The following is a 24809-nucleotide window of genomic DNA, read 5'->3' as shown; positions in this document are numbered from 1 at the left end:
GTGAAACGAGGCCAATGGCCATGCTGGGTGGATAAAACTAGTAGGCTATAGGCAGATAATTCATCGGCCAACAAACAGGAGGCAATCTTGTCTTTCGAGACAGTGCAGGACATCGTCCAATATATTCAGGATGAGGACGTAAAGTTCGTGGATGTCCGCTTTACGGACGTCCCCGGCACCGAGCACCACTTTTCCATCCCTGCCAGCGAATTTACTGAAGAAGATGCCGAAAATGGCTTGGCCTTTGATGGTTCTTCCATTCGTGGGTTTACCACCATTGAAGAATCCGATATGACGCTGCTGCCGGATCCGGCCACCGCGCATATCGATCCCTTCCGTTCGGCGAAGACCCTGAATATCAAGTTCTTCGTCCACGATCCCTTTACCTTTGAGCCTTTTACCCGTGACTCGCGCAATATTGCCCGCAAGGCCGAGGAATACTTGCAGTCCACGGGCATCGCCGATACCTGTAACTTTGGCGCCGAGGCCGAGTTCTACCTCTTCGATTCCGTGCGCTATGGCACCGATATGCAACACGGTTTCTATGAGGTGGACTCGAACGAAGGCTGGTGGAACCGCGATAACGAGACCAACTTGGACGGCACCCCCAATACCGGTTACAAGACCCGCGTAAAGGGCGGCTACTTTCCCACCCCGCCGTACGATAAGCACAGCGAGGTCCGCGATGACATCGTGGCCAACCTGCAAGAGGTCGGCTTCCAGATCGAGCGTTTCCACCATGAGGTGGGCGCGGCCCAAAACGAGATCAACTATCGCTTCAACTCGCTGCTGCACGCCGGCGATGACATCCAGACCTTCAAGTACGTGGTCAAGCGCACCGCCCAGGAGTGGGGCAAGACCGCGACCTTCATGCCTAAGCCGCTGGCTGGCGATAATGGTTCTGGCATGCACGCCCACATGTCCTTGTGGAAGGACGGCGAGCCCCTCTTCCACGATGAGGCTGGCTACGCCGGGCTTTCCGATATCGCCCGCTACTTCATCGGCGGCATCCTCCACCACGCCGGCGCCGTGCTCGCCTTTACCAACCCAACGCTGAACTCCTACCACCGCCTGGTTCCTGGCTTCGAGGCGCCGATCAACCTGGTGTACTCCCAGCGCAACCGTTCGGCTGCGATCCGCATCCCGATTACCGGTTCCAACCCGAAGGCTAAGCGCATCGAGTTCCGCGCCCCGGACCCATCCAGCAACCCATACCTGGCCTTTGCCGCCATGATGATGGCCGGTGTGGATGGTGTGAAGAACCGCATTGAGCCGCACGCCCCGGTGGATAAGGACCTCTACGAGCTGCCGCCAGCAGAGGCTGAGTCCATCCCGCAGGCACCAACCTCCCTGGAGGCTTCCCTGGAGGCGCTGAAGGAAGACATGGACTTCCTGACCGAGGGCGATGTCTTTACCGAGGATCTCCTCGAGACCTACATCAACTACAAGTACGAAAACGAGATCAACCCCGCGCGCCTGCGTCCCACCCCGCAGGAGTTCGAGCTCTACTTCGACTGCTAAGCCGTCACTGCAAGTTCTCAGCTTGCATTTTCTACAAAGCAGCCACCTAACCAATGCTTAGGTGGCTGCTTTCTTTTGCTTGCGGTGGCACTGCTAGGTATATCCGAGAGCTTCGCCATAATCGCTGCCCACTTTGAGGATGGACGCTCTCCAGCGCACGCATGAGGGTTTTCACCAAATTAAAAGCGGCTCAGTCTAAGTAAGAAGCTCTAGATGAAATTAGAATCTAGGTAGTGACTGATAAATTCCGCCAACTTCCCCCTCCTGGTCCTGCCTGGGCCGGCAGCCTCATGGGCACCTCCATCGTCTCGCGCATGTTGGTTGAAGAAGACATGCTCGTTGCCGCAGGTGTATTTGCGGCACTCGCATGCGCCATCTTCGTCGTGCTGACTGCCGGTTACGCCCTCTACCGCAGTCCGCGGTTTGAGCGGACCACCATGGCGGAATGGTCCATGTTTTTCATCGGCGTCCTCGCGCTTGGGGCGGCACTATCCGGGTTGACGGGCATTGGAGTATTCCGCCTCGTCGGCTTTTGGATCGGTGGCCCCGTCACCGTTATCACGTGGGGCATTCAGCTCACCCGCTTCGATGGAGAGCCGCGTTTTACCTGGGGCCTTCCCTTAGTAGGGCCGATGATTTCGGCATCGGTAGCCGGGTGGCTGGCCCGCGATTATGGGCAGATTTACCACATCATGGGCACCGCGCTCTTCGCCATGTCCTTGCTGACGGCAGTCCCGGTATTTGCCTACGTCTACTGGGCGGCCTGGCACGGCACGGTGGATTTTAGTGGTGGTAAATCCGCCACCGCGTGGGTGCCGCTAGGCGTGGTTGGGCAATCTACCACCGCAATGCAGATCCTCTACCCCGGCAGTATCTCCGTGTACTACGGTCTTATTGCCCTTGCTATTGCCATCCCGCTATCGCTTTATGCGATGGTGACTTTCTATCCGCAAGCAGCCCGCTGGGTTCCCTACTCCCCTGCGTGGTGGGCCTGCACCTTCCCGCCTGGCACCGTGAGCATGGGCGGGCACCAGACAGCATTGGTCAATGGTTCAGAATGGCTTGACGTTATCGCGCTGAGCATTCCCCTGCTCCTTATCGCGCACTGGTGCCTGTGCTCGGCGCGTTTCTTAGGCTGGCTCTGGGAGGGCCGCACGCGCAAAGAACTGACTCACTAGGAGGTGTCTTTCCTCGTCTATCATCGGGCTATGAGCTCTTCGCCTATTACCTTCATCGCCTGGGATGCTGCGGACCTTACCGGGGTGAGGGAAGTGCTCGCCGGTCTGCGGCGCGACGGGGTCTTTTTGTGCCGAGCAGGCCTGGTTCTTGAAACCTCCTGGCTTGGCGATGGCGCCCAGGATTTCTATGGCACCGCCTGGGAATGGGGTCCAGAAGATTGCGAGCTATTTTTTGAGCTCGCGCGGCGGGGAAAGCTGCTGATGACTATCGGTGCCACGGTCATCTGCTGCGGATCCGATAAAGACGCGGCGGAGGCTCAAAAATGTATCGCTCAAGAGCTGGTCGTAGCGAAGAGCGCGGATGAGCTCAAGCAACTACTCATCGGCGCGGAGGAAACGCGCTAGAGCCCGGGCTGCTCGCTGCGCTTCATCCAGCCCATGCGGGGAGAAAACCCCTGCGGGTGCTTGAGGTGCGCCACGGCATCCGCGACCATCAGGCGATGGCGGCGCGACAAGCTATCCGGAAGGTGGGCCACCGAGAACCACTGCGCTTCGGTGTTTTCTTCATCGCTAATGACGGGCTCAGCGCCGTCGGCGACAGATAGGCGCAGCGCGGTGCCCATGAACATGCATTCATCGCCATTAGGATAGGTCACTGGGCCGGACTGGCCAACGCCAAGGAGCGCTTCCACCTTGGCATCGAGGCCTACCTCTTCCTTGACCTCGCGCAAGGCGGTGGTCGTAATCTCCTCGCCAGGCTCACAAATGCCTTCCACAGGGGTCCACACGGCATTATCCGCGCGCTTGACCAGAAGTACGGACGGCACCTCCCACAGGGCCGCACCGGTTGGTACATCGCGGAGAATGATGGCGCTGCACGCGGGGACGAAGAGCTGATCGTGGCCGATAGATTCACGCAGCTTCACAATATAATCAGGCGTTGGCATACCACCTAGCGTAGCCAATCTTGGCTGGTCTTATGCCACGGGGCCGAGGACCTTCAGCGCCAGTTCCTGGATATCCGGTGCGGTGGTAAAGGCCACGTCGATGTTTTGTTGCGTGTCTTCACAGCTATGCCCCTCGTCCAAGGGCTCGGTGATTCCAGAGACCAGCCCCACGATGGTCTGCCGGCCGTCTACATCGCCGTAGACGGGCCCGCCGGAATCCCCGACCGCGCTGCACATCTCCGCCAGGGCCGCATTGGAATCATGTTCTAGACCCTGGTAATTTAGTTGTGTGGAATCCACCGCGTTTTTCACGTTCCCACAGGTCACAATGGTGGAACTGCCCAGCTTGCATACCGCATTCGGCAGCTTGTCCAGCTGCGTCGCTACGGTGGTGGCTACCTCGCCTGGGGTGTAGTAGTCCGCGTCGCGGTACAGCTCGATGAAGGCAACGTCCAAGTGATTAGTCTCCTCGGCAAAGAAATCCGAATAGATCACCTCGCCTACCGGATCGGCTGGGTATACAAAATCGCCCTCTTGGGTTCCGGCCCAGACCTTATCGCCAGGTTTGCCGCAATGGGAGGCCGTCACGGCGATGGTGCGGCCATCGGCAAGCGCGAAGGACCACGCCGCCGTGCAGGACTGGAAGTTAAAGTACTCGCCCGGCTGTGGGTCGCTCGTGGTTAAGTTCAGCGCGGCGCCTGGGGGCACCGGCACCACCGCGGGCTCATAAAACTCGTTCGGCGGCGCCGGCGGTGGCGTGTCGGTGGATTGCGCAACCACCCCATCCTGCTGCTGGGTGGCATCGGTGCTACACGATGCCACCATAAACAGCCCTGCTGCTGCCAGCAGACTACTGGCTATCCGTACCCGCGTCACCTGCAGAGTCCTTGTCCTGTTCTTCCTTATCCGCCTCTGCTTGTGCTTTTAAGTCGCGGATGAATTTTTCCGGATCGAATTCGGTATAGTGCTCCGGCCCTGCGAAGTTTTCTAATGCCATGTGTTTGCTACACCTCCGTGTTCTTGATGCTCGAGGTAATAAAGTCCTTGACCGCTGCGGCATCGTTGGGCAGATCCGCCACGTGGCGCTCCGCGTTCAAGATGTCAGCAAACCGCTCCGGTGGCTGCGGCGCGCTCCCGATGGCCTCGGTGATGGTTTCGCTGAACTTTACCGGCAGTGCCGTCTCCAAGCAGACGATAGGCGTCGTCACGCCCTCTTTTTGGGCCGCACGCGCCACCTTGATGCCATCGGCCGTGTGCGGATCCGCCAGGTAACCATAACGCTCGTTCACGTCCTTGATGGTGGCGAGGCGGTCTTCATGGGTGGAGGAACCGGACAAGAAACCGTAGTCTTCACGCGCGGCCGTAATGAGATCTTCTTCAAGGTTAAACCCGCCTTCTTTGACCTTGGTGCCAAAGAGATCCGCAACGCGGGTGACATCGCGGCCTAAAAGATCAAAGGCGAAGCGCTCGAAGTTGGAGGCGCGGGAAATATCCATAGACGGCGACGAGGTGGCCATGGTTTCCGCGGCCGGACGCGGGCGGTAGTTGCCGGTGCGGAAGAACTCATCCAATACGTTATTCTCGTTCGTCGCCACGATGAGGCGATCGATGGGAAGGCCCATGCTGCGGGCGATATGCCCGGCGCAGATATCGCCAAAGTTACCGGTGGGAACGCTAAAGGATACCTTTTGTTCGTTATTATCGGTGACCTTGATCCAGCAGGAAATATAGTAAACCACTTGGGCCAACAGGCGGGCCCAGTTAATGGAGTTGACCGCACCGATGCGGTAGTTGGCCTTAAATTCCGCATCGCTGGAGACGGCCTTTACCACGTCCTGGCAATCATCAAAGACACCATCGAGGGCGATATTGAAAATATTCGGATCATCCAAGCCGAACATTTGCGCCTGTTGGAAGGCGGTCATGCGCCCAGCCGGAGTCAACATGAAAACGCGGATGCCATCGCGCCCGCGCATGGCGTACTCAGCAGAAGAGCCGGTATCGCCAGAGGTAGCGCCCAAAATATTCAGCGTCTCCCCGCGGCGGGCGAGCTCGTATTCAAAAAGCTCGCCCAAAAGCTGCATGGCCATGTCTTTAAATGCAGCGGTGGGGCCCTCGGAAAGGTGGCCTATAAAGAGGTCATCGCCAAGCTCAGTGACCGGGACGATCTCAGGGGAGGCAAACTTCGGGCTGGTATATGCTCGGGCGGCGATTTTATCCAGATCTTCCTCTGGAATATCATCGATAAACAGCTTGATTACCTCAGCCGCAAGGGCGGCATAGCCGTCAGTTTTGACCACTGTGCGCCACGTATCCAGCGTGGCGGAGTCCAGTTGCGGGTAGGTTTCAGGCAGGTATAGGCCACCATCGGGCGCTAGCCCTCCTAAGAGGATATCCGTAAAGGATGCGGGCTGGCCGGTGGTATCACGGGTCGAAATATACTTCACAAGATGAATCCTAGTAGTTAACGCGTAAGGTATCAGCCATGTCGCAGCCAAATCCAAGAGAAGTTATCACAACCCAGGCGTTAATGATTTGGGTCGCGGCCATGGCGGTCTATCTCGTAGCCATTACCGGGCGGTCTTCCTTCGGCGTAGCCGGCCTCGATGCCATCGAGCGCTTCGGCGTCGATGCCGGGCGCATCGCGGTATTTACCTCCGTGCAATTGGGCGTCTATGCCATCGCACAAATCCCCACCGGCATGCTGATCGATAAATTTGGCCCCCGCATCCTGCTCGTCGTGGGCGCGGTCATTATGGGCGTCGGCCAGGTCATACTCGGCTTTACCAGCAATTACGGGGTAGCCATCTTCGCGCGCGTGCTCATCGGCGCCGGCGATGCCACGGGATTCTTATCGGTAATGCGCATCCTGCCCTACTGGTTCCCGCTGCACCGCACACCGATGTTTACCCAGGTGACCTCCTCCATTGGCCAGATGGGTCAATTCATTTCCGCCGTCCCGTTCCTCTGGTTACTAGGAACAGCCGGATGGACCGCGGCATTCGTGACCTTGGGTGCAGTGGGCATCCTCGTCGCCATTGCCGCCGCAGTCGCGGTCGCTGACTCCCCAGAAAAGCTCGGGGTTATTCCGCTGGAGAAGGAACCACCAAACTCCCAGGGCAGCAGCATCGGTGCGCGCTTGAAGGCGGTCTTTACCTCGCCTATTGCCTGGCAGGCATACTTTATCCACTACAGCGGCATGTTGCCGCTGATTGTCTTTGTCATGCTGTGGGGCATGCCCATGATGACCCAAGGCATGGAGTTGTCCAAGGGCAAGGCCAGCCTCGTACTGACCCTCTTGGCCGTGTTTTTGGTTCTGGTCGGGCCCCTGCACGGCCGGATTTCTTCCCGCGCGCAGAATATCCGCCCCTGGGTCGCGCTCGGGTTCGTCAGCCTGCACGTGCTGACTTGGGTGCTATTCTTCGCCTTCGGCACCGGCGGGGGCCTCGCTGCCATCACCGCGGTCTCCTTCATCCTGGCGCTGTGCACGCCGACGTCGAATTATGGCTTCGACATCGTCCGCGAGAACATGGACCGCTCTGTCGTCGCTACCGCAACCGGCTTGGGCAATATGGGCGGGTTTACCTCCGGCATGTTGGGCGCGCAATTATTCGGCATGGTATTGGACCACTCTGCCGATGCCCCCAATTACTCCATGCCCGATTTCACCTCCGCCTCCCTCGCTGTCTTGGCCGTATGGTTGTGCGGCATGGTCGGAGTCGTCATCACCCACATCCTGCGCCGACGCGGTGGCTACGCGGGGCCCTCCGTGAGGATCGTGGAGGTAACCTAACGCTGCTTATTCGGTCCTTTCGGCCTCATCGACAGCCGCTATCTCCGTGGCTTCCGTCTCTTCTTCCGCTTCTTCTGCCTTTGGATCCAAGATAAAGTTGATGGTTCCCTCTGGATCCGCGAGGAACTCCTTGGTCGCTGCCACGGCTTCGGCCTCATCAAAGGAAATGCGCTGGAAGCCGGTGTCATTTAATTCCACGATATCGGCATTGGGGCAGCCCAGCAAGATCGGTGAATGCGTGGCGATAAATACCTGTGCACCGCGGTCAACGGCTTGGGCGATTTCAGCGATCAGCGCCAGTTGCCGGACAACGGATAAGCCCGATTCTGGTTCGTCAAAGATATATACCCCCGCGCCATCGACGCGCTCATAGAGCACATCGAAAACGGACTCGCCGTGCGAGCGGGCCTGCACGTCCACCTGGGAGGGCAGGATGGAACGCCCGCCGGATTCCTCGGGGGATTGCTCGCGCGAAAGGAGGTATTCATGGGTTTCCGCGCGCAAAAAATAGGCCCGCTGAATGAGTCCCGTGCCCTCGCAGACCACCGGGCTTAACGGCAAGATTGCTTCCGGATCCCCCATCCGGCCGCCCTTGGGAGAACACCCAAGATCCGTTGCCATGGCGGCCAGCAGGCTGGATTTTCCTATGCCGTTATCACCGACGAAAATCGTCACCGGGCGGGTAAAGGAAAAGCGCTTTAAATCTGCCAGGTAATCAAAGACAGGCAGGCTACGGCGATAATCCCGCGGCATGGATTTCAGGCGAACGGCATCAACCAACATGCCTGGCACTTTAGCAGCTGCGGCGGTGCGCGGATGGGGTACTCACGTCATCGCCGCGCTATTGCAGTTGCTAGATCGAATGCGGACTTGAGGTGCAGGAGTAATGGGTCCCCGGTTGCTGCTTGGGCTATGGTCTCTGCTGGAACCGCGTTTACCGCAAAGGCAATACCTAATCCCCCGCTAATAGGAAAGACTATGGCTGCGGCCACCGCCGCGGTTGTGGATAACTTATTCTTGATTGTCATCGTCTCCTCCAGTCGCTCGGTAACGCTCAGCTTGCTTCGTTACCGTTTCGTTATGGGATAACTCTAGGGAGACGAGCTGTTAAGGCCATGCCCTCAGTCTGCCGGTTTCCTGAAACTTCTTGGGCATTCCTCGACTGGAAGACGCTCAAGCGGCTGCCGCCCCAGCCGAAGCACGAGTTGGGGCTAAGCAGAGACTGGTACTGACCTAATTAGCCGGGGCGCTTTCGGCCACGATGCCATCGCTGGCTGGGATGACAATGCCTTTTTCAAAGGCGCCGATGATGGCCTTTTCGTCGTCTTCATCCAGCTCACCAGAAGCCACGGCGCTCTTTAACTCGCGCTCTAGATACTGACGGACATCTGACTTTCCGGATTTATTCTGGGTTATATCGCGCGGCACCGATTCCAAGGGAATCCCCAACGCCTTTGCCAGCGACATCACGCGATTAGCTTCTGAAGAGGAATCGTTTTCTACCGAACCATTAACTTGGGCGGGCGCTTCTTCTTGCACGACTCCCCCGGCTACGGCATCGCCCACGGTCATCGTCCCTTTCGGAGGATGATGGCGGCTGGTTGCCCACGTGCCAACGACGACGGCGATAATGGTCGCCACGGCGATACAGCCCCAGAGGTAGATTAGCTTCCTGCGGTGGGCTCCCGAAGATTTAGTCATGGTAATCCGAATTTCCTCCGAAGAAGCCATAACCATTGCCGCGCGAGGAACTACCGTTGCCGCGTTCATTCAAAATATCGATGAGTGAGCGGATTGTGGCCTCCCCAATGCGGTCGCCGCGCCCGCGCGAGCGGGAGTCTGTAGCGCCCTCGCGGCCAAAATCTTCTTGGTGATGCGAAGCGTCGAGGTTCTGCCCGCCGCGGGACGCGCCCGTGTGTGGGGCCGAGACCTCAATGGTCAAGGTGGTGCCATCTAATTCTAGGACGTCATCATCACGGACCCCTGCCGCGCGAGCGGCAGAAAGCAATGCGGCCAATTCTCCAACGGTGGCGGAGTCCACATCGAGCTGCAGCTGAAATGACATAACCAAAGATCCTTTCTCTAACTTATTCCTACTCTAGGGTCCGATACTTCAAAAGTTAAGGGAATTAGTGCTGTATAGACCAAGTTATGCGGCAACTTTAAGAATGCTCGAAGGATTCCTCCTCTCCCCAAAAGACTTCATCGACCACCTTGCGCGCGTGCCGGGTCAATTTCAGGTACGTATCCAGGAAATCCTGGTTATTCTCCGGCGTCCAGCCGGCCGCGCCGGCTACCTGGGCCAATTGTGGGCCAGGCCCAGGCAATTGGTCCACGCGCTTGCCGCGCACCAGCACCAACGCGTTGCGGGCGTCCGTTGCCATCAACCACGCATCTCGCAGGTCACTGGTTTGATCGGCGCTTAAGATGCCGCTTTGTTCCAGCGCCTCCAGCACCGGCAAGGTCCCTGGTTGCCGCAGCTCGGGATGCTCATGCCCGTGCATCATAATAAGCAGCTGCACCGTCCATTCAATATCGGTCAGCGCCCCGCGCCCCAGCTTCGTGTGGGTGGTGCGGTCGGCCCCACGCGGCAGGCGCTCATTATCCACCCGAGCCTTCATGCGCCGGATGGCGCGAATGGTGGACTGGCTCGCGCCGCTATCCGGGTAGCGGTATTCATCGATCATCTCCATAAAGCGCTGGCCCACTTCCTCGTCCCCGGCGATGAAGGCCGCACGCAGCAGCGCCTGCATTTCCCAAGCCTCGCCCCACTCGCGGTAATAGCGCTTGTAGGAGGCAATGCTGCGCACCACCGCGCCAGATCGTCCCTCTGGGCGCAAGCCCAAGTCAACGTCCAAGGGAGGATCCCCAGAGGGCTTGGCAAGGCGACGGCGCAGCTTATCGACGATCCCGATAGCCCACCGCATAGCCTCGCCTTCATCGTCTGCAGCTTCAGGCTCTGCCACGAAAAGGACATCTGCATCGGAGCCGAACCCAAGCTCACGGCCACCGAGCCGGCCCATGCCAATAACTGCAATGCGCGCCGGCGGTTCCGCATCCTCGTGGTCCATCCGCCAGGCCCGCACCTCAGCGCGCAGGGCGGCTTCCAAGACTGCGTTCCAGATGGTCGACAGTTCTTGGCACACCTGCTCAACGGGGATAATCCCTAAGAGATCGCCACTGGCGATGCGCGCCAACTCCACCCTGCGCAGCGAACGCGCGACCGCCACCGCCTTATCCGGGTGCGCATGGCGCTTGCTGGAATTGACCAGCGCCTTAGACACCTGCTCCGGCTTGGTTTCGAGCAGCTTGGGGCCGGTCGCGCCATCGGAAAGCTGCTTCACCGAATCCGGGGCGCTGATGATAAGGTCCGCGGTAAATGGCGAGGTTCCCAGAATATGCATCAAGCGCTGGCCGACGATCCCCTCATCCCGCAGGATGCGCAGGAACCACGACCTATCCCGGGCGGCCTCAGATAACTTGCGGTAATTGAGCAACCCCATATCTGGATCGGCGGTGTCTGCCAGCCATTCCATCAAGGTCGGCAGCAAGATGGCTTGAATGCGTGCCTTGCGGGACGTACCGGATGCCAAAGAGGTCAGGTGCTCGAATGCGCGATCCGGCGAGCTATAGCCCAATGCCGCAAGCTGCAGCTTTGCCGCCTCCGGCGAAAGTTTGAGCTCATCGGCGGACATGGTCACCACGGAATTGAGCAGCGGGCGATAAAACAGGCGCGAGTGCAACTCAGAAATGCGCATCCTGATGCGCCGCAAATGCGCGAGCATGCCCTGCACCGCAGACTTAGTGCCCTGCGGGGAGAATCCAGAAATCACCGCGAGCCAGTTCAAGCCCGCTTCATCATCGTCTGCTGGCAGGGTGTGCGTACGGCGGAAGCGCTCCAATTGCAGGCGGTGTTCTAAAAGGCGCAAGAATTCATAAGCCTCAATGAGCTGCGTGCCGTCTTCGCGACCCACGTAGCCTGCAGAGATAAGCGCGTCGAGGGCATGTACCGTCGACAGCGCGCGCAGGGATTCATCAGAACGCCCGTGCACCAATTGCAGCAATTGCACCGCGAATTCGATATCGCGCAGCCCGCCGACGCCCAACTTGAGCTCGCGGTGTTTGAGCTCATCTGGCACATTATCCAATACGCGTCGGCGCATGGCTTGGACGTCTTCCACGAAGGAATCGCGCTGCGAGGCCGTCCAGACCATCGGCCGGATTTGCTCCAAGTAATCCTCTCCCAGCGGCAGGTAACCGGTCATCGCCCGCGCCTTGAGCAGCGCCTGGAATTCCCAGGTTTCTGCCCACCGGCGGTAGTAGGTCACGTGTGAATCCAACGTGCGCACCAGCGCCCCAGACTTACCCTCTGGCCGCAGGTTCGCATCGACATCAAAAAATGTCGTCGACCCGATCCGGTTAAACTCCGCGGCGAGCCGGGTGGCCTTGGGAGTTGCCTCGCTGCCGACGAAGATGACGTCCACGTCGGAGATATAGTTCAGCTCCCCGGCACCGCACTTGCCCATCGCCATGACCGCAAGCTGTGCATCGAGCGGATCGTCGCCGTAGATCTTGCGCACCGCAACGGCAAGGGAGGCCGTGAGGGCGGCATCGGCAAGCGCCGTAGTCAGCGTGGTGACTTGCCGGAAGCTTACCTCCGGCTGCGGTCGGGATTGCCCCTTGCGGGAGTGGAAGGTACCCGCCACATCGTGCGCGGCAAGCCGCATCATCAGCGTGCGGTACTGGGTCCGCATCTCTTTTTTATGCTCGCCCTCGCTCGCGCGGTACGTACCCGGCGCGCTGAGATCCTCCCTCGCCGGATCGGGAGCATCGAGCTCCGCAGCGAACGTTGCCGGCTGCGCGCCGACCACTTCAAGCAGGCTAGTAAGCATCTCTTCTGGCTCCGGAAGGGGCTTTTTCAGCTCCTCCCACAGCTCCGGGTGGGCGGCGAGGTGATCCCCGAACGCCGTCGACGCACCCAAGAGCGAAAGAAGGCGCACCCGCACTTGCTCATTGCTGCGGATTTCCGCATCGAGCTCCGGGGCCTGCTCGTAAATGCGCACGAGGTTATTAAGCGCTAAATCTGGATCACCGACCGCAGCCAGCGTCCATAAGAGGTCAACGGACTCCGGGTTATTCCATCCCAGTTGTTCTAAGTCTTGTGCGGCATGGGACCGGCTAAGGCCCAGCGACGCCGGCGACGGCACCGTGGCAGGACGCATTATTCTCCTAGAAGTTCAGGTTGTTGCGCAGCTCGACTGTCGTAATTTGGCGCTGGTAATCGCGCCATTCTTCCCATTTGGCGCGCAAGAAGAACTCGAAGACGTGCTCGCCCAAGACCTCTGCCATAAATTCGGACTTTTCGAACTCGCGCAGGGCCTGATCCATGCTGGAGGGAAGATCCTTATACCCCATGGCCCGGCGTTCCCGGTGGGTGAGCTGGTGGACATCGTCTTCTGCGGGATCGTCTAATTCGTAGCCCTCCCGGATGCCCCGCAGCCCTGCGGCGAGGATGACGGCATAGCCCAGGTATGGGTTCATGGAGGCATCGATGGAGCGGATTTCCACCCGGCGCGATTCTTCCTTGGTCAGGCGGTACGTAGGCACGCGCACTAGGGCGGAACGGTTCTGCACACCCCACGTGGCCGAGCCCGGCGCCTCATTGCCAAACATCAGCCGCTTATAGGAGTTGGGCCACTGGTTGATAATGGGGCTCATCTCCGTAGAGTGCTCCAAAATCCCGGCGATGAATTGCTTAGCGGTGTGTGAGAGCGAAAATTCATCGTCCGGATCGTGGAAGGCATTGGACTGGCCTTCAAACAGGCTAAAGTGCGTGTGCATTCCTGAGCCCGGAAGGTCCTCAAAGGGTTTGGGCATAAACGTTGCCCGCACATCGGAATCCGTGGCCACCTGCTTAATAACCCGCCGGAAGGTCATAATATTATCCGCCATGGTCAGCACATCGGCGTGGCGGAGATCGATTTCCTGCTGGCCCGGCGCGGTTTCGTGGTGGCTAAATTCGGTGGCGATGCCGAGTGATTCCAGCGCAAGCATGGCGCGGCGGCGAAATAGCGGCGCGGTATCGTGCGTCGCTTGGTCGAAATACCCGCCATTATCGGTGGGGACCAAGTCTGTCAGTTCCTTGCTGTGTTCCAGCAGGTAGAACTCAATTTCTGGCGAGGCCATGCAGGTAAATCCATCATTGGCGGCCTCGGTGACCTGGCGGCGCAGGATATGGCGCGGATCTACCACAGAGGGCTGGCCGTCTGGCTGCGCAATATCGCAGAACATGCGCGCCGTTTGCAGGTCCGGTTCGTTGTCATCAAAGGGCAGGATTTGGAAGGTGGAGGGATCCGGCAGCGCAATGGTGTCTGATTCCGAGATGCGGGAAAACCCCTCTACCGACGAGCCATCAAAGCCAATCCCCTCCTCAAAGGCGGATTCGAGTTCGGAGGGGCTCATCACTACGGATTTGAGGGCGCCCATGATATCCGTAAACCACAAGCGGATAAAGCGGATATCGCGTTCCTCAACGGTGCGTAAGACGAATTCGTGTTGGCTATTCATGCCCTAAACCTTACCGGCTCACCGCTAGCCAGTGTGCAGTTCATTAGTCAATTTCCACATGGTCAGATTCGCAGGTCGGCAGAGTATTCAGGGGGTAGCAAGCGGGGGTTAATGCAGCAGGTACGGCTTCGTGCACGTGCTTTGCTAGTGGGGCAAGCGAACACCTGTACAAGCTTTCTGAAGGAAGAAACTAGTATGACCTCCCACGTTGATGAACTTTCTGCCAGCGTTATCGATGCCGTAGTTACTGCCGCCCAATACGGGTGGTCCCCGGACGATTTACGCCACGTCCTGGGCGCTTATTCCTATCCCTTCATCTACCGCGCTAGCCCGCACGTACCTGCCCGCATCACCTCACCCGCGCTGCGCAAAGCGTGGCTGCAATTAGAAGCACCGCAAGAAAATTTCATTCCCCGCGATAAGCTGTGCGCCATCATGAAAGAGCTGGTGCACCTGCCGCGTTTGCGCGATACCGAGCTTTTGGCCGGCGGCGAGCTCAGTCAAGCCGATGGCTCTAGCGACAAGCAGAATAAAATCCGCCACAAGGTCTTGGGGCTATTGCGCAAGGCCGAATCCACGACCTTTGCAGAAGAGGCAGAGGTGCTTATTTCTAAGGCCCAGTCGCTGCAGCAGAAATACCGCATCGAGGATCTCTTAACCGTGGACCAGCCCCGCCTCATTTCCCACCGCGTGCACGTTCACCCGCCATATATCAAGCATCAGGTCACCTTGTTAGGCACCATCGCCAATGCCAATGGATGCACCACCCTCCTCATCCACGAAAAGGGCCTTGCCTGCATCATCGGCGCGCCCGAAGACGCCGCCCACTGCGCCGCTCTGTTTTCCTCGCTGAACCGCCAATGCGATTGGTACATGCGCAATAGCGAGGGTGCCGAGTTTGCACGCGCGACACAGACCACCGCGTCCTATCGCCGTAGCTTCCGGCTTTCCTATGCCGCTCGGATCGGGGAACTGCTGGAGCTGGCCAATGAAGACGGCATCGAAGAAAAACTCGATGAGTCTCCCTATTGCAGCCATCACGCTGAGCTCATCGCCACCCAGACGCTACCTGCACTCCAGGCCCGCACCGATCATGCCGGGGAAACCCGAGACCGCCTATTTCCCAACCTGACCACATCCTCGCTATCCATGAATAGTCTGCATGGCATCACTGATGGCATCACGGCTGCGGATAAGTCTCACTTGGGTGGGCCTGCCACTGGCATCGATTCTTAATACCGGCAGCCCTTGCTCCGTGGCCTCCCCTGTCTGCTTTCAGCCTCATGGTGTCGGCGGCACATTTCTACCCGTGCGCACAGCAAACGCTGCGAAATTTTTCAGGCGCGTGCTGCGCGTCACGGGTAGGATCACAGGTGAAATTAATTGTTGTAAAAGCTTAAGGGTATGTGAATGTCAACACAGACTTTCCTGGAAGTAGAAGCGAAATTCGCCGTAGCAGAATCGACTCAACTGCCTGAACTCACTCGACTCGAATCCGTTGACCATATAGCAGAAACGCGCCACCACGCTCTATCCGCCATTTATTACGACACGGAAGATTTGCGCCTAACGCACGCCAAAATCACCTTGCGCCGCCGCACCGGCGGCAATGACGATGGCTGGCACATCAAGATCCCAAGCGAGGGTGGCCGGGCCGAGATCCATGCCGAACTGGGAGAACCGGTAGACGGCAAATACGAGGTGCCCCAAGAGCTTGTAAAGCAAGTGCGCTCTATCGTTCGCCACAACGAGTTAAGCCCCATTGCGCAGGTGGATAATAACCGCACCGAGATGCTGCTTGCGGATGAGCACAATAATCCGGTCGCGGAATTTTGCGATGACCACGTCACCGCCTTTTCTTTCTTGCCCGGCGGGCAGCAGCAATCCTGGCGCGAATGGGAAGTGGAGCTGGCCGGTGAGCTTCCAGGCACTGAAGAAGGAAGCCACTTCATTCGCCGCGCCACCTCTCTTCTCATCGGCGCTGGGGCTCGCGTTTCTTCGTCCCCGTCTAAGTTGAAGTCGGCCTTGGGTGATTCCTACAACAACGCTCCCCTCCCTCCCGCTCTCGTTACCCCAGACGTTGACGAGGATTCCCCGGCAGCCGCAGTGATTGCAGCGCTGCAGGCCAACCGCGACAAGCTCATTGATTATGATCCGCGCGTTCGCCGCGATGAGTGGGACTCGGTGCACCAAATGCGCGTGGCCACTCGCGAACTGCGCAGCCACCTGCAGACTTTTCACGGCATTGTTGTCGGCCCGCAGATTGAGAAGATCGAAGCTGATCTCAAAGAGCTCGCCGGCATTTTGGGCGTAGCCCGCGATGCAGAGGTCGTGGAAGAGCGCTGGCAAGAGCTCTTGGAGTCCGAGGACTCCGATACCTTGGATGCCGCCACCCGCGAACACATCTCCCGCGACATGGGTACCGCCTACCGGCGGGCGCACCGCAGGGTCATCGCCGCGCTAAATTCTGAGGAATACCTCGAATTGCTCGAGTCCCTCGACCGCCTATTGGCGGATCCCCCAACGGCCGGTGCCCAATCTGCAGAAGATGCCGACAGCGAGGACGATTCCGCTACCGTGGACGCTGACGGGGATGCATTTGAGGATGCAGCCGAAGATTCTGTCGAAGAATCTGCGGAAACGCACCCCGCAGAGGAAGAATCGGCCGCTGAAAAGAAGACGGGAAAGTCGTCCAACACCGGCGATGCGGAGGCCGAGGACGTCGATGCCGTGATGGCACGCCACTTGGAAAAGGCCTACAAAAAGTTGGTCAAGCGCCATAAGAAGGCAGTAGACAACTGGGATAACGCGGAGCTTTCGCTGCACGAGCGCGAGGATTATTTCCACGATATGCGCAAGGCGGCCAAGAAACTGCGTTACGCAGCAGAGGCAGCCGGTTCCGCAACGAAGCTAAAGACCAAGCGTCTGTACAAGGCCTGCAAAAAGATGCAATCGGTCTTGGGGGATTTCCAAGACTCGGTTACCTCGCGGGATAAATTGCTCGAGCTATCCCAGAACGCGCACCGCCGCGGGGAAGATACCTTCGGTTACGGCCTGTTGTACCAGCGCGAACGCGCCATCGGCCTGGCCGCCTTGGATGATTACAACGAGTCTTTCAAGGACATCAAGGCCGCATTTAAGCCGCTGCGCAAAAAGCTGAAGAAGTAGCGGGCCGTGGCACCAGTTGTGGCGCGTTAGGCTGCATTAATCGCTGTCAGGTGATGGTTGGGAATTAAACTAGTCCCAGCCATCATCTTCTTTATCTGCGGCATCGGCTGCCTTGGTGCGGGCGCGCGCGATTTCTATGGCGTGCTCGGCCTCCTCGCGGGTGTCATAAGGCCCCATGCGGTTTTCCCAGCCGGATACTTTGCCTTTGCTGACTTCCTTGGTGGAAGGGTCGTAATACCACTTCTCATCTGCTGTAGTCGCCACGGTAGTCCCTTTCGTCTATATACTTTGGACAGCACGTGTGCGCCGCCCGCCTGTGGTTGGTGCCCACACTACCCATGCATGAAAACACGCGCCCGCTAGAATATGAGGGCAGTATTTCTTTTCATGCCTCCCTTGCACCGTCAAGCAGAGCAAGGGAGCCGCTTTATCGGCTACTTTGTCCATGGCGCTAGCCCGCGCCACGTAGCCGCGTGATTTTTATCCGCCGAATTGGAAAAGGAGCTTTTGCCTTCATGCCACTGTGGTCGACGCCTAAGTCCCCTATCGCTGAGCGCGTTGCACAACAACACGCCTCTATCGTGGGAACGGAGCCCACCCATGTCGCCAGCGCGCCCGCGACCTGGCCGCTCATTGGTGAGCATATCGATCATTATGGGGGCATCGTCGCCGCAAGCTTGTCGGATCTCCGCGCGGCGGCGGCCGTCAGTTCGCGCACGGATGGTATCGTTTCCGTCCACTACGTGCCGGCAATTGGGGAGCCTGCGCACGATTCCATTGGCCTCCAGGAGGTGGCTGCGCTCGCTGCGGCGCAACAGCCCACGACGGATTCGGAGGGGCAACCGGTCATTCCGCCCGCACCAGAAGGTGGGCTGGCCGCGCGCATCGGCGGCATCGTACACACCATGGTCAACCGCCAGTTACTGTCCAGGGAGACGGCTGGGGCGGATATCACCATCGTGAGCGATATCCCCAACGATATCGGCTTAGGCGCCGCATCGGCGGCGGATGTTGCCGTAGCGCTTGCCTTAATGGGCCCAACAGACAACCTCGACGCTCCCTTGCGCGTGCGCGTTGCGGATGTCTGCACCCAGGCGGTAACTACCTTTGCCCATAAGCCCGCCCTACGCGCGCGCCACACCGCCGCGCTGCGCAGCAGTGGCGACGGTGTGTGCATCATCGACTATGCCGATGGCTCGGTCACACACGCACCCCACGTCGTGGACCAAGACGTGGTGGCCTTCGCGGTGGCGGTGCCCGGGAACACTGCGGAAGAACTGTCACAGGCAATTGACGCCATCCGCCAACGCCAGCAATTTATCGATGATGCCTGCCATTCCTTCGGCACAGAGTCGCTGCGCTTTTTGCCCGATGCACAACAGCGCGTGGTGGAGTGGCTCAAAGCAGTGCACAAGGTCTACGGCGAGGAGGGCCGCCCCAGCATCAATGCGGCTACCGAGTGGATGGCATTTTATGAGGAAGAGACCTCCCGCGTGGAGAACTTTGTGCGCTACCTGCGCTCGCACCGCCGCAACGAGCTTTTCCCCATTGTCTTGCAATCGCAGGCCTCGCTGACCAATATTTATGGCTTCGATTCCGCAGAAAAACTCGCGGAGCTAGTCACGGTCCGCGGCGCGGTGGCCGCGCGCTCGGCGCACGCGGGGCTATCTGGAGCCGTTATTGCTTATGTCCCCAGCAACCGCGCGGAAAACTTCGCGGCGGATCTAGCAGACGATGGCTTCCTGCTGGTGAAGCTGGCCGCAGGCGAGCCAGCCAAAGTAGAAGATTAAGGGCGAATGAGCCGGCCTATAAGCCGGATTCTGTCTAACCACGGCGCCCCATTAAACGGAACGCCGCGCGGCGAACATCCATCTAGACCAACCGTTGCCAGTTGGTTCCAGCAGCTACCTTCAGGCTCGAGCGAGCAGCCTTAAAACGCCTGATCGGGCCCTGCAACGTGGCAGGGCCGTGATGCCTTGCTCCCGGTGGGGTTTACCCAGCCACCGCCATCGCTGACGATGCTGGTGCGCTCTTAACGCACCGTTTCACCCTTACCTTGTGTCCCCAACTTGGGCCGAAGCACAAGTGGAGGCACAAGGCGGTCTACTTTCTGTTGCACTTGCCCGCGGGTCACCCCGGGTTGCCGTTAGCAACCACCGTGCTCTGTGGAGTCCGGACTTTCCTCGGCGCCCACGTTGCAGCACCAACGCTGCCCGTTTGCGGCGACGCGATCGCCCGGCCGGCTCATTCGCGCTACTTAGTCTAGCGCAGCCCCTCTAGGTGTCCCACATCGTTGAATCCATGCACCATAGAGCCGCCGTCCCAGAACTCGACATCTGATAGCGCCGCCAGATCCAAAAACAGGTGTTGGAAGGTGGCCGGGCCCGCGTTCAGGGCCTGGCAGAGGAAGGATTTGATGGGGTTGACGTGGCTGACAATCAGCACCGTCTTGCCGCTATAGCGCCGCTGCAATTCCTTGCGGGCAGCACGCACGCGACGGTTGACGGCCTGCAGCGATTCCCCGCCGGGGCACGGTGTAGCGGCATCGTGCAGCCATTGCTCGTGTATCTCTGGGTCGCGCTGGTGCGCTTCGGCCGCGGTCTTTCCTTCCCACTCGCCAAAGTCCACCTCGATCAGGCCGTCTTCGGTCACCACGTCGATATCGCGGCCATGCGCGACGGCGGCCGCTGTTTCCTGACAGCGCTTCAGCGGCGAGGACACGATGGCGTCGATGGTGGTACCGGCAAGGGCTTGCGCGGCGGCGAGCGCCTGCTTTTTGCCCAGTTCAGTAAGCTCCGGATTGGCGCGCCCTGAGTATTGCTTGTTGGCAGACATTTCGGTTTGGCCATGACGCAGCAGGATAAAGCGGGTCTTATCGCCGCGCTCGCCCAGCCAGTCAGAAGGGTGCGGCGCGGAGGTATCCCACTCCTGGTTGTCCTCGGCAGGCGTAGGCTCACCCGGCGCGGCATCGGACGAAGGCTCGGCGGCAGGCGCATCGGTTTCGCTCTTGACGATGCCCACCTTATGCCCCGCCGCAGCCGCGTCCATCGCGTCATTGGATAGCGCATCCGCCACCTTATTTTTTGCGCGCGGAACCCACTCCAGGCTGAAGGAAGAAAACCCGTCGATATGCGTGCGGGCCTCAAGGGCCAGCTTTTGCATATCCGGGTGCTTGATTTTCCAGCGTCCATTGATCTGTTCCACGACGAGCTTGGAGTCCATATAGAACTCCACCTCGCTGGCACCTAGCTCGGAGGCGGCCTCGAGCCCGCGCAATAAGCCGTGGTATTCGGCCACATTATTGGTGGCCTCGGTGCCAACCACATAGACGATTTCGCGCAGGGTGGTCGTGCCATCCGCGGCATAAACCACAGTGCCTGAACCGGCTACTCCGGGATTGCCGCGCGAGCCACCATCGGCGTAGATAATGACCTTCATGATGCCAGGCGCACCAGGTAGGAACCGCAGTCGGTGCATTGCGGAAGCTCATCGGCAGGCGCATTGCGCACGGCGTTCTTATCGGCGGGCGGCAAGACGATGAAACAGCCGCCGCAGGCCCGGTTGGCCTTAAACTGCGCGGCGCCAACACCGTTTTCTTGCCGCTGCGCGTCGTATTCCTCCAAAACATCGGAAGGCAGCTGTTCGCGCAAATCCGCGATGCGCACGGCGGGATCGGGCTGGTTATCCGCAGCCTCTTGCGCGGCGTCTGCGGCGCGGCGCAGCATTTCTAGCTTGCGTTCAGAATCTGAGACGCGCGCACCGTGCACGTCCAGGTTGGAGCGCAGCGCGTGAATTTCGTTGTGAGCTTCTTGCAGCTCACTCATCAGATCGGCGATGCGGGACTTCGTGGCGTAGAGATCGTGCTCGATGTCCTTGCGCTTTTCGGTATCCAACTCGGCGCCAAGCTGGCCCTTGTCATCGCGTTCGCGCCTGCGCAGCTTACGCTCATCGGCCTGGATGCGCAGGATTTCATTTTCCATGTCATCGACTGCCATTTGTGCGGAACCGGAGGCATCGAGCAAGCGCTTGTGTTCCTGCTGTGCCTTGTCATACTCGACCTTTTCTGGCAGCTCTTTATCCCCGCCAATGCCTTGCGAGCGTTCCAGGTTGGCCAATTCCAGCAGTACCGGTTGTAGTTCTTGCGATAGTTTCACTTATGACTCCTTTGGGTGCGCGGAGATAGTCCACGGATCAGTTCGCAGGCTAATAATTTCCGTATCTAGTTCTAATGCTGCTTCTACGATATCGCTTGCTTGCGCCGTCCAAGGAAACTCGCTGGCCCAGTGGGCCGTATCGATGACGGCTGGTCCCCCGGCGCGCAGATGCTCGTCCACCGGGTGGTGGCGCAAATCGGAGGTGACGTACACATCGACGCCCAGCTTCGCCGCAGCCCCCAGGAAGGAATCCCCAGCGCCGGACGATACCGCCACTGTGCGCACCTTTTGCTCTGGGTCACCCGCGGCTCGGATGCCCCACGCGGTTTCGGGCAGGGCGTTGGCCACCTGTTGCGTAAACTCCCGCAGGGTCATCTCGCGGGGCAGCTCGCCCACGCGCCCGAGCCCCAGTGCGGTATCAAGATCGCCGCTTCCGGCCGTTTCCACGATGTCATAGGCGGGCACCTCATACGGGTGCGCCGCGTGCAGCGCCGCAATCAACGTGGACCGCAACGAGGCGGGAGCCACGAATTCCACCCGTACCTCGTCGCCGCGGTGCAGCTTGCCGATGCTCCCTTCAACCGGATCCGCGCCCTCCTCCGGCTGGAATTGGCCTGCGCCCGCGATATCGAATGAGCAGTGGGAGTAGGCGCCGATGTGGCCCGCGCCGGCATCGAAAAGCGCCTGCTTTACCTGCTCCACGCTGCCGGTAGGGATATGCACCCCCCACTTATCAATGGCGTCTGGAGCCTCCGGCACGATGGGCCGACCTGGGGTAATGCCAACGAGTTCCGCCAACTTATCGTTAACCCCGGGGCGAGCCTTATCTGCGTTGGTGTGGGCGGCAAAAAGCGCCACCCCATTTTTAATCAAGGTATGAACAACCTTGCCCTTAGGGGTATCGGCCGCCACGGATTCCACGCCGCGCAGTAGCAGCGGGTGGTGGACTACCAACATATCCGCGCCGAGCTCAACCGCGCGGTCCGCTACCTCTTGGGTGCAATCTAAAGCAAAGGCGACGGTACGCACCTCGTCTGCGGGGTCGCCGCAAATAAGGCCTACGGCATCCCACTTTTCGGCCAAATGGGGCGGGTAAGCCTTGTCCAAAACGCGGCGCACATCGCCCACTCGCACAGCAGACATGGCGATACTCCTTTATGCTCGATTCTTGTAAATTACGCTAGTGCTATATCCTGTCTCCCGCACTACAGTACTATCTGCGCAAAGGGTTTTCGCATGACTGAATCTTCTTCTCACTCGGGTCTCTACCTCGTCTTTGTGTGCACCGGCAATATTTGCCGGTCGCCCATGGCTGAAATCATCGTGCGCGATGAAATGGAAGATGACATGCTCGATCTCCTAGCCACGGTGGATTCCTGCGGGCTCGGTGGTTGGCACGTGGGGCAAGGCGCCGATGAGCGGGCCGTGGCGGAGCTGCGCCGCGCCGGACACGATGGGGCATCCCACCGCGCATCCAAATTGGGCGAGGAACACATGGACGCTGACCTATTCATCGCGATGGATTCCGGACACTATGATTCGCTCATCGATCTAGGTATCGATCCTGCCAAGGTCCGTCTGATGCGCAGCTTCGATCCCAATTCCCCGGAAGGCGCAGAGGTCGCCGACCCCTACTACGGCACCGAAGAAGACTTCGAAACCGCGCGCAAGAATATCGAAGCCGCGGTCCCCGGCCTGCTGGATTGGATTCGCGAGAACCGCGACTAGACTTGGGGGCATGCTAAAGACGTTCCTCAAGCCTGGCTGGGTGCTCATGCTGCTTTTCGTGGTGGCATTTTCTTACTTGGCCTTTAGTGTCCTTGCCCCATGGCAATTGGGAAAGGACGATGACATTGTGGAGCGCAATGAAAACATCACCCACGCCTATGAGGCCGATCCGCAGCCGATTGACCAGGTCGTGGACGCTGACGGCGCCATTTCCGGTGATGAATGGTCCCGCACCACGCTCAAGGGGCACTACCTGCCCGAGGATGAGGTGCTGCTCCGCCTGCGCCCCGCAGGTTCCGGCCCGTCCTATCAGTCCTTGGTGCCTTTCCGCACCGATGCGGGTTTGACCATGCTGATTAACCGCGGTTGGGTCAGCGCCGAGGAGGGCAATGCGGTGCCGGATATTCCGCCCGCCCCTTCCGGAGAGATAACCATTACCGGCATGGTGCGCTCGAATGAGGCCGAGCACCAGACCGCCCCCATCACGCAGGAGGGCTACCAGCAGGTCTACTCCATCCACACCGAGCAAGTGGGCTCGCTTATCGGTGCCGACTTAGGCCAAGACTACATCCAGCTCTCCGAGGACCAGCCGGGCGTGCTCAACGCAATGCCCATTCCGCAGCTCGACCGCGGCAACCACCTTTCCTACGGCTACCAGTGGATCGCCTTTGGTATCATGGCCCCGCTGGGGTTGGGCTATTTTATCTGGTCCGAAATCCGCGAGCGCCGCCGCCTGCGCGAAGAAGAAGCCGCCATGCAGACCCTCGACGCGGATGCGGAATCGCTTGCCGATGCCCCCACGTCCAGCTCCTCCGTCAACGACGAACCTGGCACCGACACCGCTACGGATGCTGCACCTCACGCCGCCGCGCTGCGCAACCGCTCCCGCTACGGCGATTCCAAGCCGGATCACTATGCCAAGCTGAAAAAGCGCCGCCGCGAGCGCTACTAACTTTCCTAGCCCGCCTGACCTGCTTTCGATTCTGTAGTGCTGGCAGACCGGTCCCACATGAGTAATGCGAAACCTACTGCGATCCAGAGCGCGAATACCCACCACGCGTGTCCCACGCCCTGGCCATCAAAATAGGACAAAGAACGAACAAGGTACCCCGTTGCACCAATGGGCATCCACTGCCCCAAGGTAGCCCAGCCATCAGGAAGCAACCAAGGTCCGGTGGCCAAGCCCGAAAGTGGATTACCTAGGAAAATGGTGAGCACCGCACCAATTCCTACACCTGCAGTACCGATCACCGCAGCTAGGCCTGCCGTGAGCAATGAGGTGGAAAGAATACCCAGGGCGATGGCCAACCATTCCATACCGAATTTGCCAATTAACGTGCCGTACACGGTGTGCAGCATCCACGTCGCAACGAGCGATCCCCCTGCTGCTATGCCAACGAGTACTACAAACTTGACCCACTTTCGGCGGCGGAAAACAAAGGTGGCGATGACTGCGGAAACGATGCCGCCAAAGGCCAAAGGCAGCCCTAGCAGCCCAATGCCATTAGCTTGCGGGTCTTCTTCCGATGTCGGTGCAAGGTCTTCGGTAGCAACCTCCATGCCTTGCGCCTCGAATGACTTACCCAATTGGTTCACCATCTCTGTGTAGGCAGCACCGTTGCCAGAAGCGGTATAGGTTTGTGCTCCCGATGGGGTGATAACCAGACCGCCTACGATGGGGTTGCCCGCAAATCGTGGACACGTAGTTAAGCTGCTTAGGGGTTAAGCAGCGGCCTTCTTATTACCATTTTGA

General features: G+C 59.3%; 23 protein-coding genes and 1 other RNA gene. 9 read left to right on the top strand and 15 right to left on the bottom strand.

Going from position 1 to position 24809, the window contains the following annotated elements:
- Positions 1–87: 87 nt before the first annotated feature.
- From glnA to QP908_RS07975, 3 genes are all read left to right on the top strand, one after another.
- Positions 88–1521, top strand: a complete 1434-nt coding sequence (gene glnA, locus QP908_RS07985; protein WP_239269732.1) for a type I glutamate--ammonia ligase — start codon at positions 88–90, stop codon at positions 1519–1521.
- A 233-nt stretch (positions 1522–1754) separates the two neighbouring features.
- Positions 1755–2699: an SLAC1 family transporter gene (locus QP908_RS07980; RefSeq protein ID WP_239269731.1), complete on the top strand. Its 945-nt coding sequence runs from the start codon at positions 1755–1757 to the stop codon at positions 2697–2699.
- Between the two features lie 30 nt (positions 2700–2729).
- Positions 2730–3104, top strand: coding sequence for a hypothetical protein (locus QP908_RS07975; protein ID WP_239269730.1), 375 nt, complete (start codon positions 2730–2732; stop codon positions 3102–3104).
- Here the strand turns inward: QP908_RS07975 and QP908_RS07970 are convergent.
- Genes QP908_RS07970 through thrC form a run of 4 tightly spaced genes read right to left on the bottom strand, consistent with a single transcriptional unit; the run spans position 3101 to position 6093 of the window.
- A complete protein-coding gene (locus QP908_RS07970; protein ID WP_239269729.1) occupies positions 3101–3646 on the bottom strand; it encodes an NUDIX hydrolase in 546 nt (181 codons plus the stop codon). The genes QP908_RS07975 and QP908_RS07970 overlap by 4 nt on opposite strands.
- Positions 3647–3676: 30 nt before the next feature.
- The gene (locus tag QP908_RS07965) at positions 3677–4471 is read right to left on the bottom strand and encodes a trypsin-like serine protease (RefSeq protein ID WP_284772034.1); all 795 of its coding nucleotides are present in this window, start codon (positions 4469–4471) and stop codon (positions 3677–3679) included.
- A gap of 25 nt (positions 4472–4496) precedes the next feature.
- Positions 4497–4643: a hypothetical protein gene (locus QP908_RS07960; RefSeq protein WP_005278279.1), complete on the bottom strand. Its 147-nt coding sequence runs from the start codon at positions 4641–4643 to the stop codon at positions 4497–4499.
- A gap of 7 nt (positions 4644–4650) precedes the next feature.
- Positions 4651–6093 carry a threonine synthase gene (gene thrC, locus QP908_RS07955; protein WP_239269727.1) on the bottom strand — a complete coding sequence of 481 codons (1443 nt, stop codon included), beginning with the start codon at positions 6091–6093 and terminating at the stop codon, positions 4651–4653.
- A 38-nt stretch (positions 6094–6131) separates the two neighbouring features.
- On the opposite strand from thrC, the gene QP908_RS07950 reads away from it, so the two are divergent.
- A complete protein-coding gene (locus QP908_RS07950) occupies positions 6132–7439 on the top strand; it encodes an MFS transporter (RefSeq protein WP_239269726.1) in 1308 nt (435 codons plus the stop codon).
- Positions 7440–7445: 6 nt separating this feature from the next.
- Here the strand turns inward: QP908_RS07950 and QP908_RS07945 are convergent, their stop codons facing one another.
- From QP908_RS07945 to QP908_RS07925, 5 genes are all read right to left on the bottom strand, one after another.
- A complete protein-coding gene (locus tag QP908_RS07945) occupies positions 7446–8222 on the bottom strand; it encodes an AAA family ATPase (RefSeq protein ID WP_284772033.1) in 777 nt (258 codons plus the stop codon).
- Positions 8223–8672: 450 nt separating this feature from the next.
- Positions 8673–9140, bottom strand: coding sequence for a hypothetical protein (locus QP908_RS07940; protein ID WP_284772032.1), 468 nt, complete (start codon positions 9138–9140; stop codon positions 8673–8675).
- Positions 9133–9504, bottom strand: coding sequence for a Cgl2226 family protein (locus tag QP908_RS07935; RefSeq protein WP_284772031.1), 372 nt, complete (start codon positions 9502–9504; stop codon positions 9133–9135). The genes QP908_RS07940 and QP908_RS07935 overlap by 8 nt, the downstream gene beginning before the upstream one ends.
- 97 nt (positions 9505–9601) lie before the next feature.
- On the bottom strand, positions 9602–12661 hold the full coding sequence (locus QP908_RS07930; RefSeq protein ID WP_284772030.1) for a bifunctional [glutamine synthetase] adenylyltransferase/[glutamine synthetase]-adenylyl-L-tyrosine phosphorylase: 3060 nt from the start codon (positions 12659–12661) through the stop codon (positions 9602–9604).
- Positions 12662–12668: 7 nt separating this feature from the next.
- Positions 12669–14006 (bottom strand): glutamine synthetase family protein, encoded by a 1338-nt coding sequence (locus tag QP908_RS07925; RefSeq protein WP_239269722.1) that lies wholly within the window; start codon positions 14004–14006, stop codon positions 12669–12671.
- 195 nt (positions 14007–14201) lie between these two features.
- On the opposite strand from QP908_RS07925, the gene QP908_RS07920 reads away from it, so the two are divergent.
- Positions 14202–15242 carry a DUF2786 domain-containing protein gene (locus QP908_RS07920; protein ID WP_284772029.1) on the top strand — a complete coding sequence of 347 codons (1041 nt, stop codon included), beginning with the start codon at positions 14202–14204 and terminating at the stop codon, positions 15240–15242.
- Positions 15243–15416: 174 nt separating this feature from the next.
- Positions 15417–17174 carry a CYTH and CHAD domain-containing protein gene (locus tag QP908_RS07915; protein WP_284772028.1) on the top strand — a complete coding sequence of 586 codons (1758 nt, stop codon included), beginning with the start codon at positions 15417–15419 and terminating at the stop codon, positions 17172–17174.
- A 69-nt stretch (positions 17175–17243) separates the two neighbouring features.
- Here the strand turns inward: QP908_RS07915 and QP908_RS07910 are convergent, their stop codons facing one another.
- Entirely contained in the window at positions 17244–17438 is a 195-nt protein-coding gene (locus QP908_RS07910; RefSeq protein WP_023023202.1) for a hypothetical protein, read from the bottom strand.
- A gap of 251 nt (positions 17439–17689) precedes the next feature.
- Between QP908_RS07910 and QP908_RS07905 the strand changes: the two genes are divergently transcribed.
- Entirely contained in the window at positions 17690–18964 is a 1275-nt protein-coding gene (locus QP908_RS07905; protein ID WP_284772027.1) for a galactokinase family protein, read from the top strand.
- Between the two features lie 3 nt (positions 18965–18967).
- On the opposite strand, the gene rnpB is transcribed toward QP908_RS07905, so the two are convergent.
- The 4 genes from rnpB to QP908_RS07885 form a co-directional block, all read right to left on the bottom strand.
- Positions 18968–19421: RNase P RNA component class A (gene rnpB, locus QP908_RS07900), an RNA gene on the bottom strand.
- Positions 19422–19436: 15 nt separating this feature from the next.
- Complete coding sequence (locus QP908_RS07895; RefSeq protein WP_023023205.1) at positions 19437–20612, bottom strand: bifunctional RNase H/acid phosphatase; 1176 nt, start codon at positions 20610–20612, stop codon at positions 19437–19439.
- On the bottom strand, positions 20609–21328 hold the full coding sequence (locus QP908_RS07890; protein ID WP_023023207.1) for a zinc ribbon domain-containing protein: 720 nt from the start codon (positions 21326–21328) through the stop codon (positions 20609–20611). Before QP908_RS07890 ends, QP908_RS07895 begins: the two co-directional genes overlap by 4 nt.
- A complete protein-coding gene (locus tag QP908_RS07885) occupies positions 21329–22471 on the bottom strand; it encodes a Nif3-like dinuclear metal center hexameric protein (protein WP_023023208.1) in 1143 nt (380 codons plus the stop codon).
- A gap of 93 nt (positions 22472–22564) precedes the next feature.
- Between QP908_RS07885 and QP908_RS07880 the strand changes: the two genes are divergently transcribed.
- Entirely contained in the window at positions 22565–23056 is a 492-nt protein-coding gene (locus tag QP908_RS07880; RefSeq protein ID WP_023023210.1) for a low molecular weight protein-tyrosine-phosphatase, read from the top strand.
- A gap of 10 nt (positions 23057–23066) precedes the next feature.
- Positions 23067–24008 carry an SURF1 family cytochrome oxidase biogenesis protein gene (locus QP908_RS07875; protein WP_023023212.1) on the top strand — a complete coding sequence of 314 codons (942 nt, stop codon included), beginning with the start codon at positions 23067–23069 and terminating at the stop codon, positions 24006–24008.
- Between the two features lie 5 nt (positions 24009–24013).
- Here QP908_RS07875 and QP908_RS07870 read toward each other — a convergent pair whose 3' ends face one another.
- On the bottom strand, positions 24014–24643 hold the full coding sequence (locus QP908_RS07870) for a hypothetical protein (protein WP_284772026.1): 630 nt from the start codon (positions 24641–24643) through the stop codon (positions 24014–24016).
- Between the last annotated feature and the right edge of the window lie 166 nt (positions 24644–24809).

The organism is Corynebacterium sp. MSK204 (assembly GCF_030229885.1).
GTDB lineage: Bacteria > Actinomycetota > Actinomycetes > Mycobacteriales > Mycobacteriaceae > Corynebacterium.
Note: the sequence above shows the minus strand (reverse complement) of the source record. Positions and strands in the feature narration are given on the sequence as shown.

What these genes read in the sequence shown, in the direction of transcription:
- QP908_RS07950 (WP_239269726.1), top strand. Translation starts at nt 6,132, where the DNA reads ATGTCGCAGCCAAATCCAAGAGAAGTTATCACAACCCAGGCGTTAATG.
- QP908_RS07970 (WP_239269729.1), bottom strand. Translation starts at nt 3,646, where the DNA reads ATGCCAACGCCTGATTATATTGTGAAGCTGCGTGAATCTATCGGCCAC.
- QP908_RS07895 (WP_023023205.1), bottom strand. Translation starts at nt 20,612, where the DNA reads ATGAAGGTCATTATCTACGCCGATGGTGGCTCGCGCGGCAATCCCGGA.
- QP908_RS07885 (WP_023023208.1), bottom strand. Translation starts at nt 22,471, where the DNA reads ATGTCTGCTGTGCGAGTGGGCGATGTGCGCCGCGTTTTGGACAAGGCT.
- QP908_RS07925 (WP_239269722.1), bottom strand. Translation starts at nt 14,006, where the DNA reads ATGAATAGCCAACACGAATTCGTCTTACGCACCGTTGAGGAACGCGAT.
- QP908_RS07960 (WP_005278279.1), bottom strand. Translation starts at nt 4,643, where the DNA reads ATGGCATTAGAAAACTTCGCAGGGCCGGAGCACTATACCGAATTCGAT.
- QP908_RS07875 (WP_023023212.1), top strand. Translation starts at nt 23,067, where the DNA reads ATGCTAAAGACGTTCCTCAAGCCTGGCTGGGTGCTCATGCTGCTTTTC.
- QP908_RS07965 (WP_284772034.1), bottom strand. Translation starts at nt 4,471, where the DNA reads ATGGTGGCATCGTGTAGCACCGATGCCACCCAGCAGCAGGATGGGGTG.
- QP908_RS07920 (WP_284772029.1), top strand. Translation starts at nt 14,202, where the DNA reads ATGACCTCCCACGTTGATGAACTTTCTGCCAGCGTTATCGATGCCGTA.
- QP908_RS07880 (WP_023023210.1), top strand. Translation starts at nt 22,565, where the DNA reads ATGACTGAATCTTCTTCTCACTCGGGTCTCTACCTCGTCTTTGTGTGC.
- QP908_RS07935 (WP_284772031.1), bottom strand. Translation starts at nt 9,504, where the DNA reads ATGTCATTTCAGCTGCAGCTCGATGTGGACTCCGCCACCGTTGGAGAA.
- QP908_RS07940 (WP_284772032.1), bottom strand. Translation starts at nt 9,140, where the DNA reads ATGACTAAATCTTCGGGAGCCCACCGCAGGAAGCTAATCTACCTCTGG.
- QP908_RS07930 (WP_284772030.1), bottom strand. Translation starts at nt 12,661, where the DNA reads ATGCGTCCTGCCACGGTGCCGTCGCCGGCGTCGCTGGGCCTTAGCCGG.
- QP908_RS07915 (WP_284772028.1), top strand. Translation starts at nt 15,417, where the DNA reads ATGTCAACACAGACTTTCCTGGAAGTAGAAGCGAAATTCGCCGTAGCA.
- QP908_RS07945 (WP_284772033.1), bottom strand. Translation starts at nt 8,222, where the DNA reads ATGTTGGTTGATGCCGTTCGCCTGAAATCCATGCCGCGGGATTATCGC.
- QP908_RS07905 (WP_284772027.1), top strand. Translation starts at nt 17,690, where the DNA reads ATGCCACTGTGGTCGACGCCTAAGTCCCCTATCGCTGAGCGCGTTGCA.
- QP908_RS07975 (WP_239269730.1), top strand. Translation starts at nt 2,730, where the DNA reads ATGAGCTCTTCGCCTATTACCTTCATCGCCTGGGATGCTGCGGACCTT.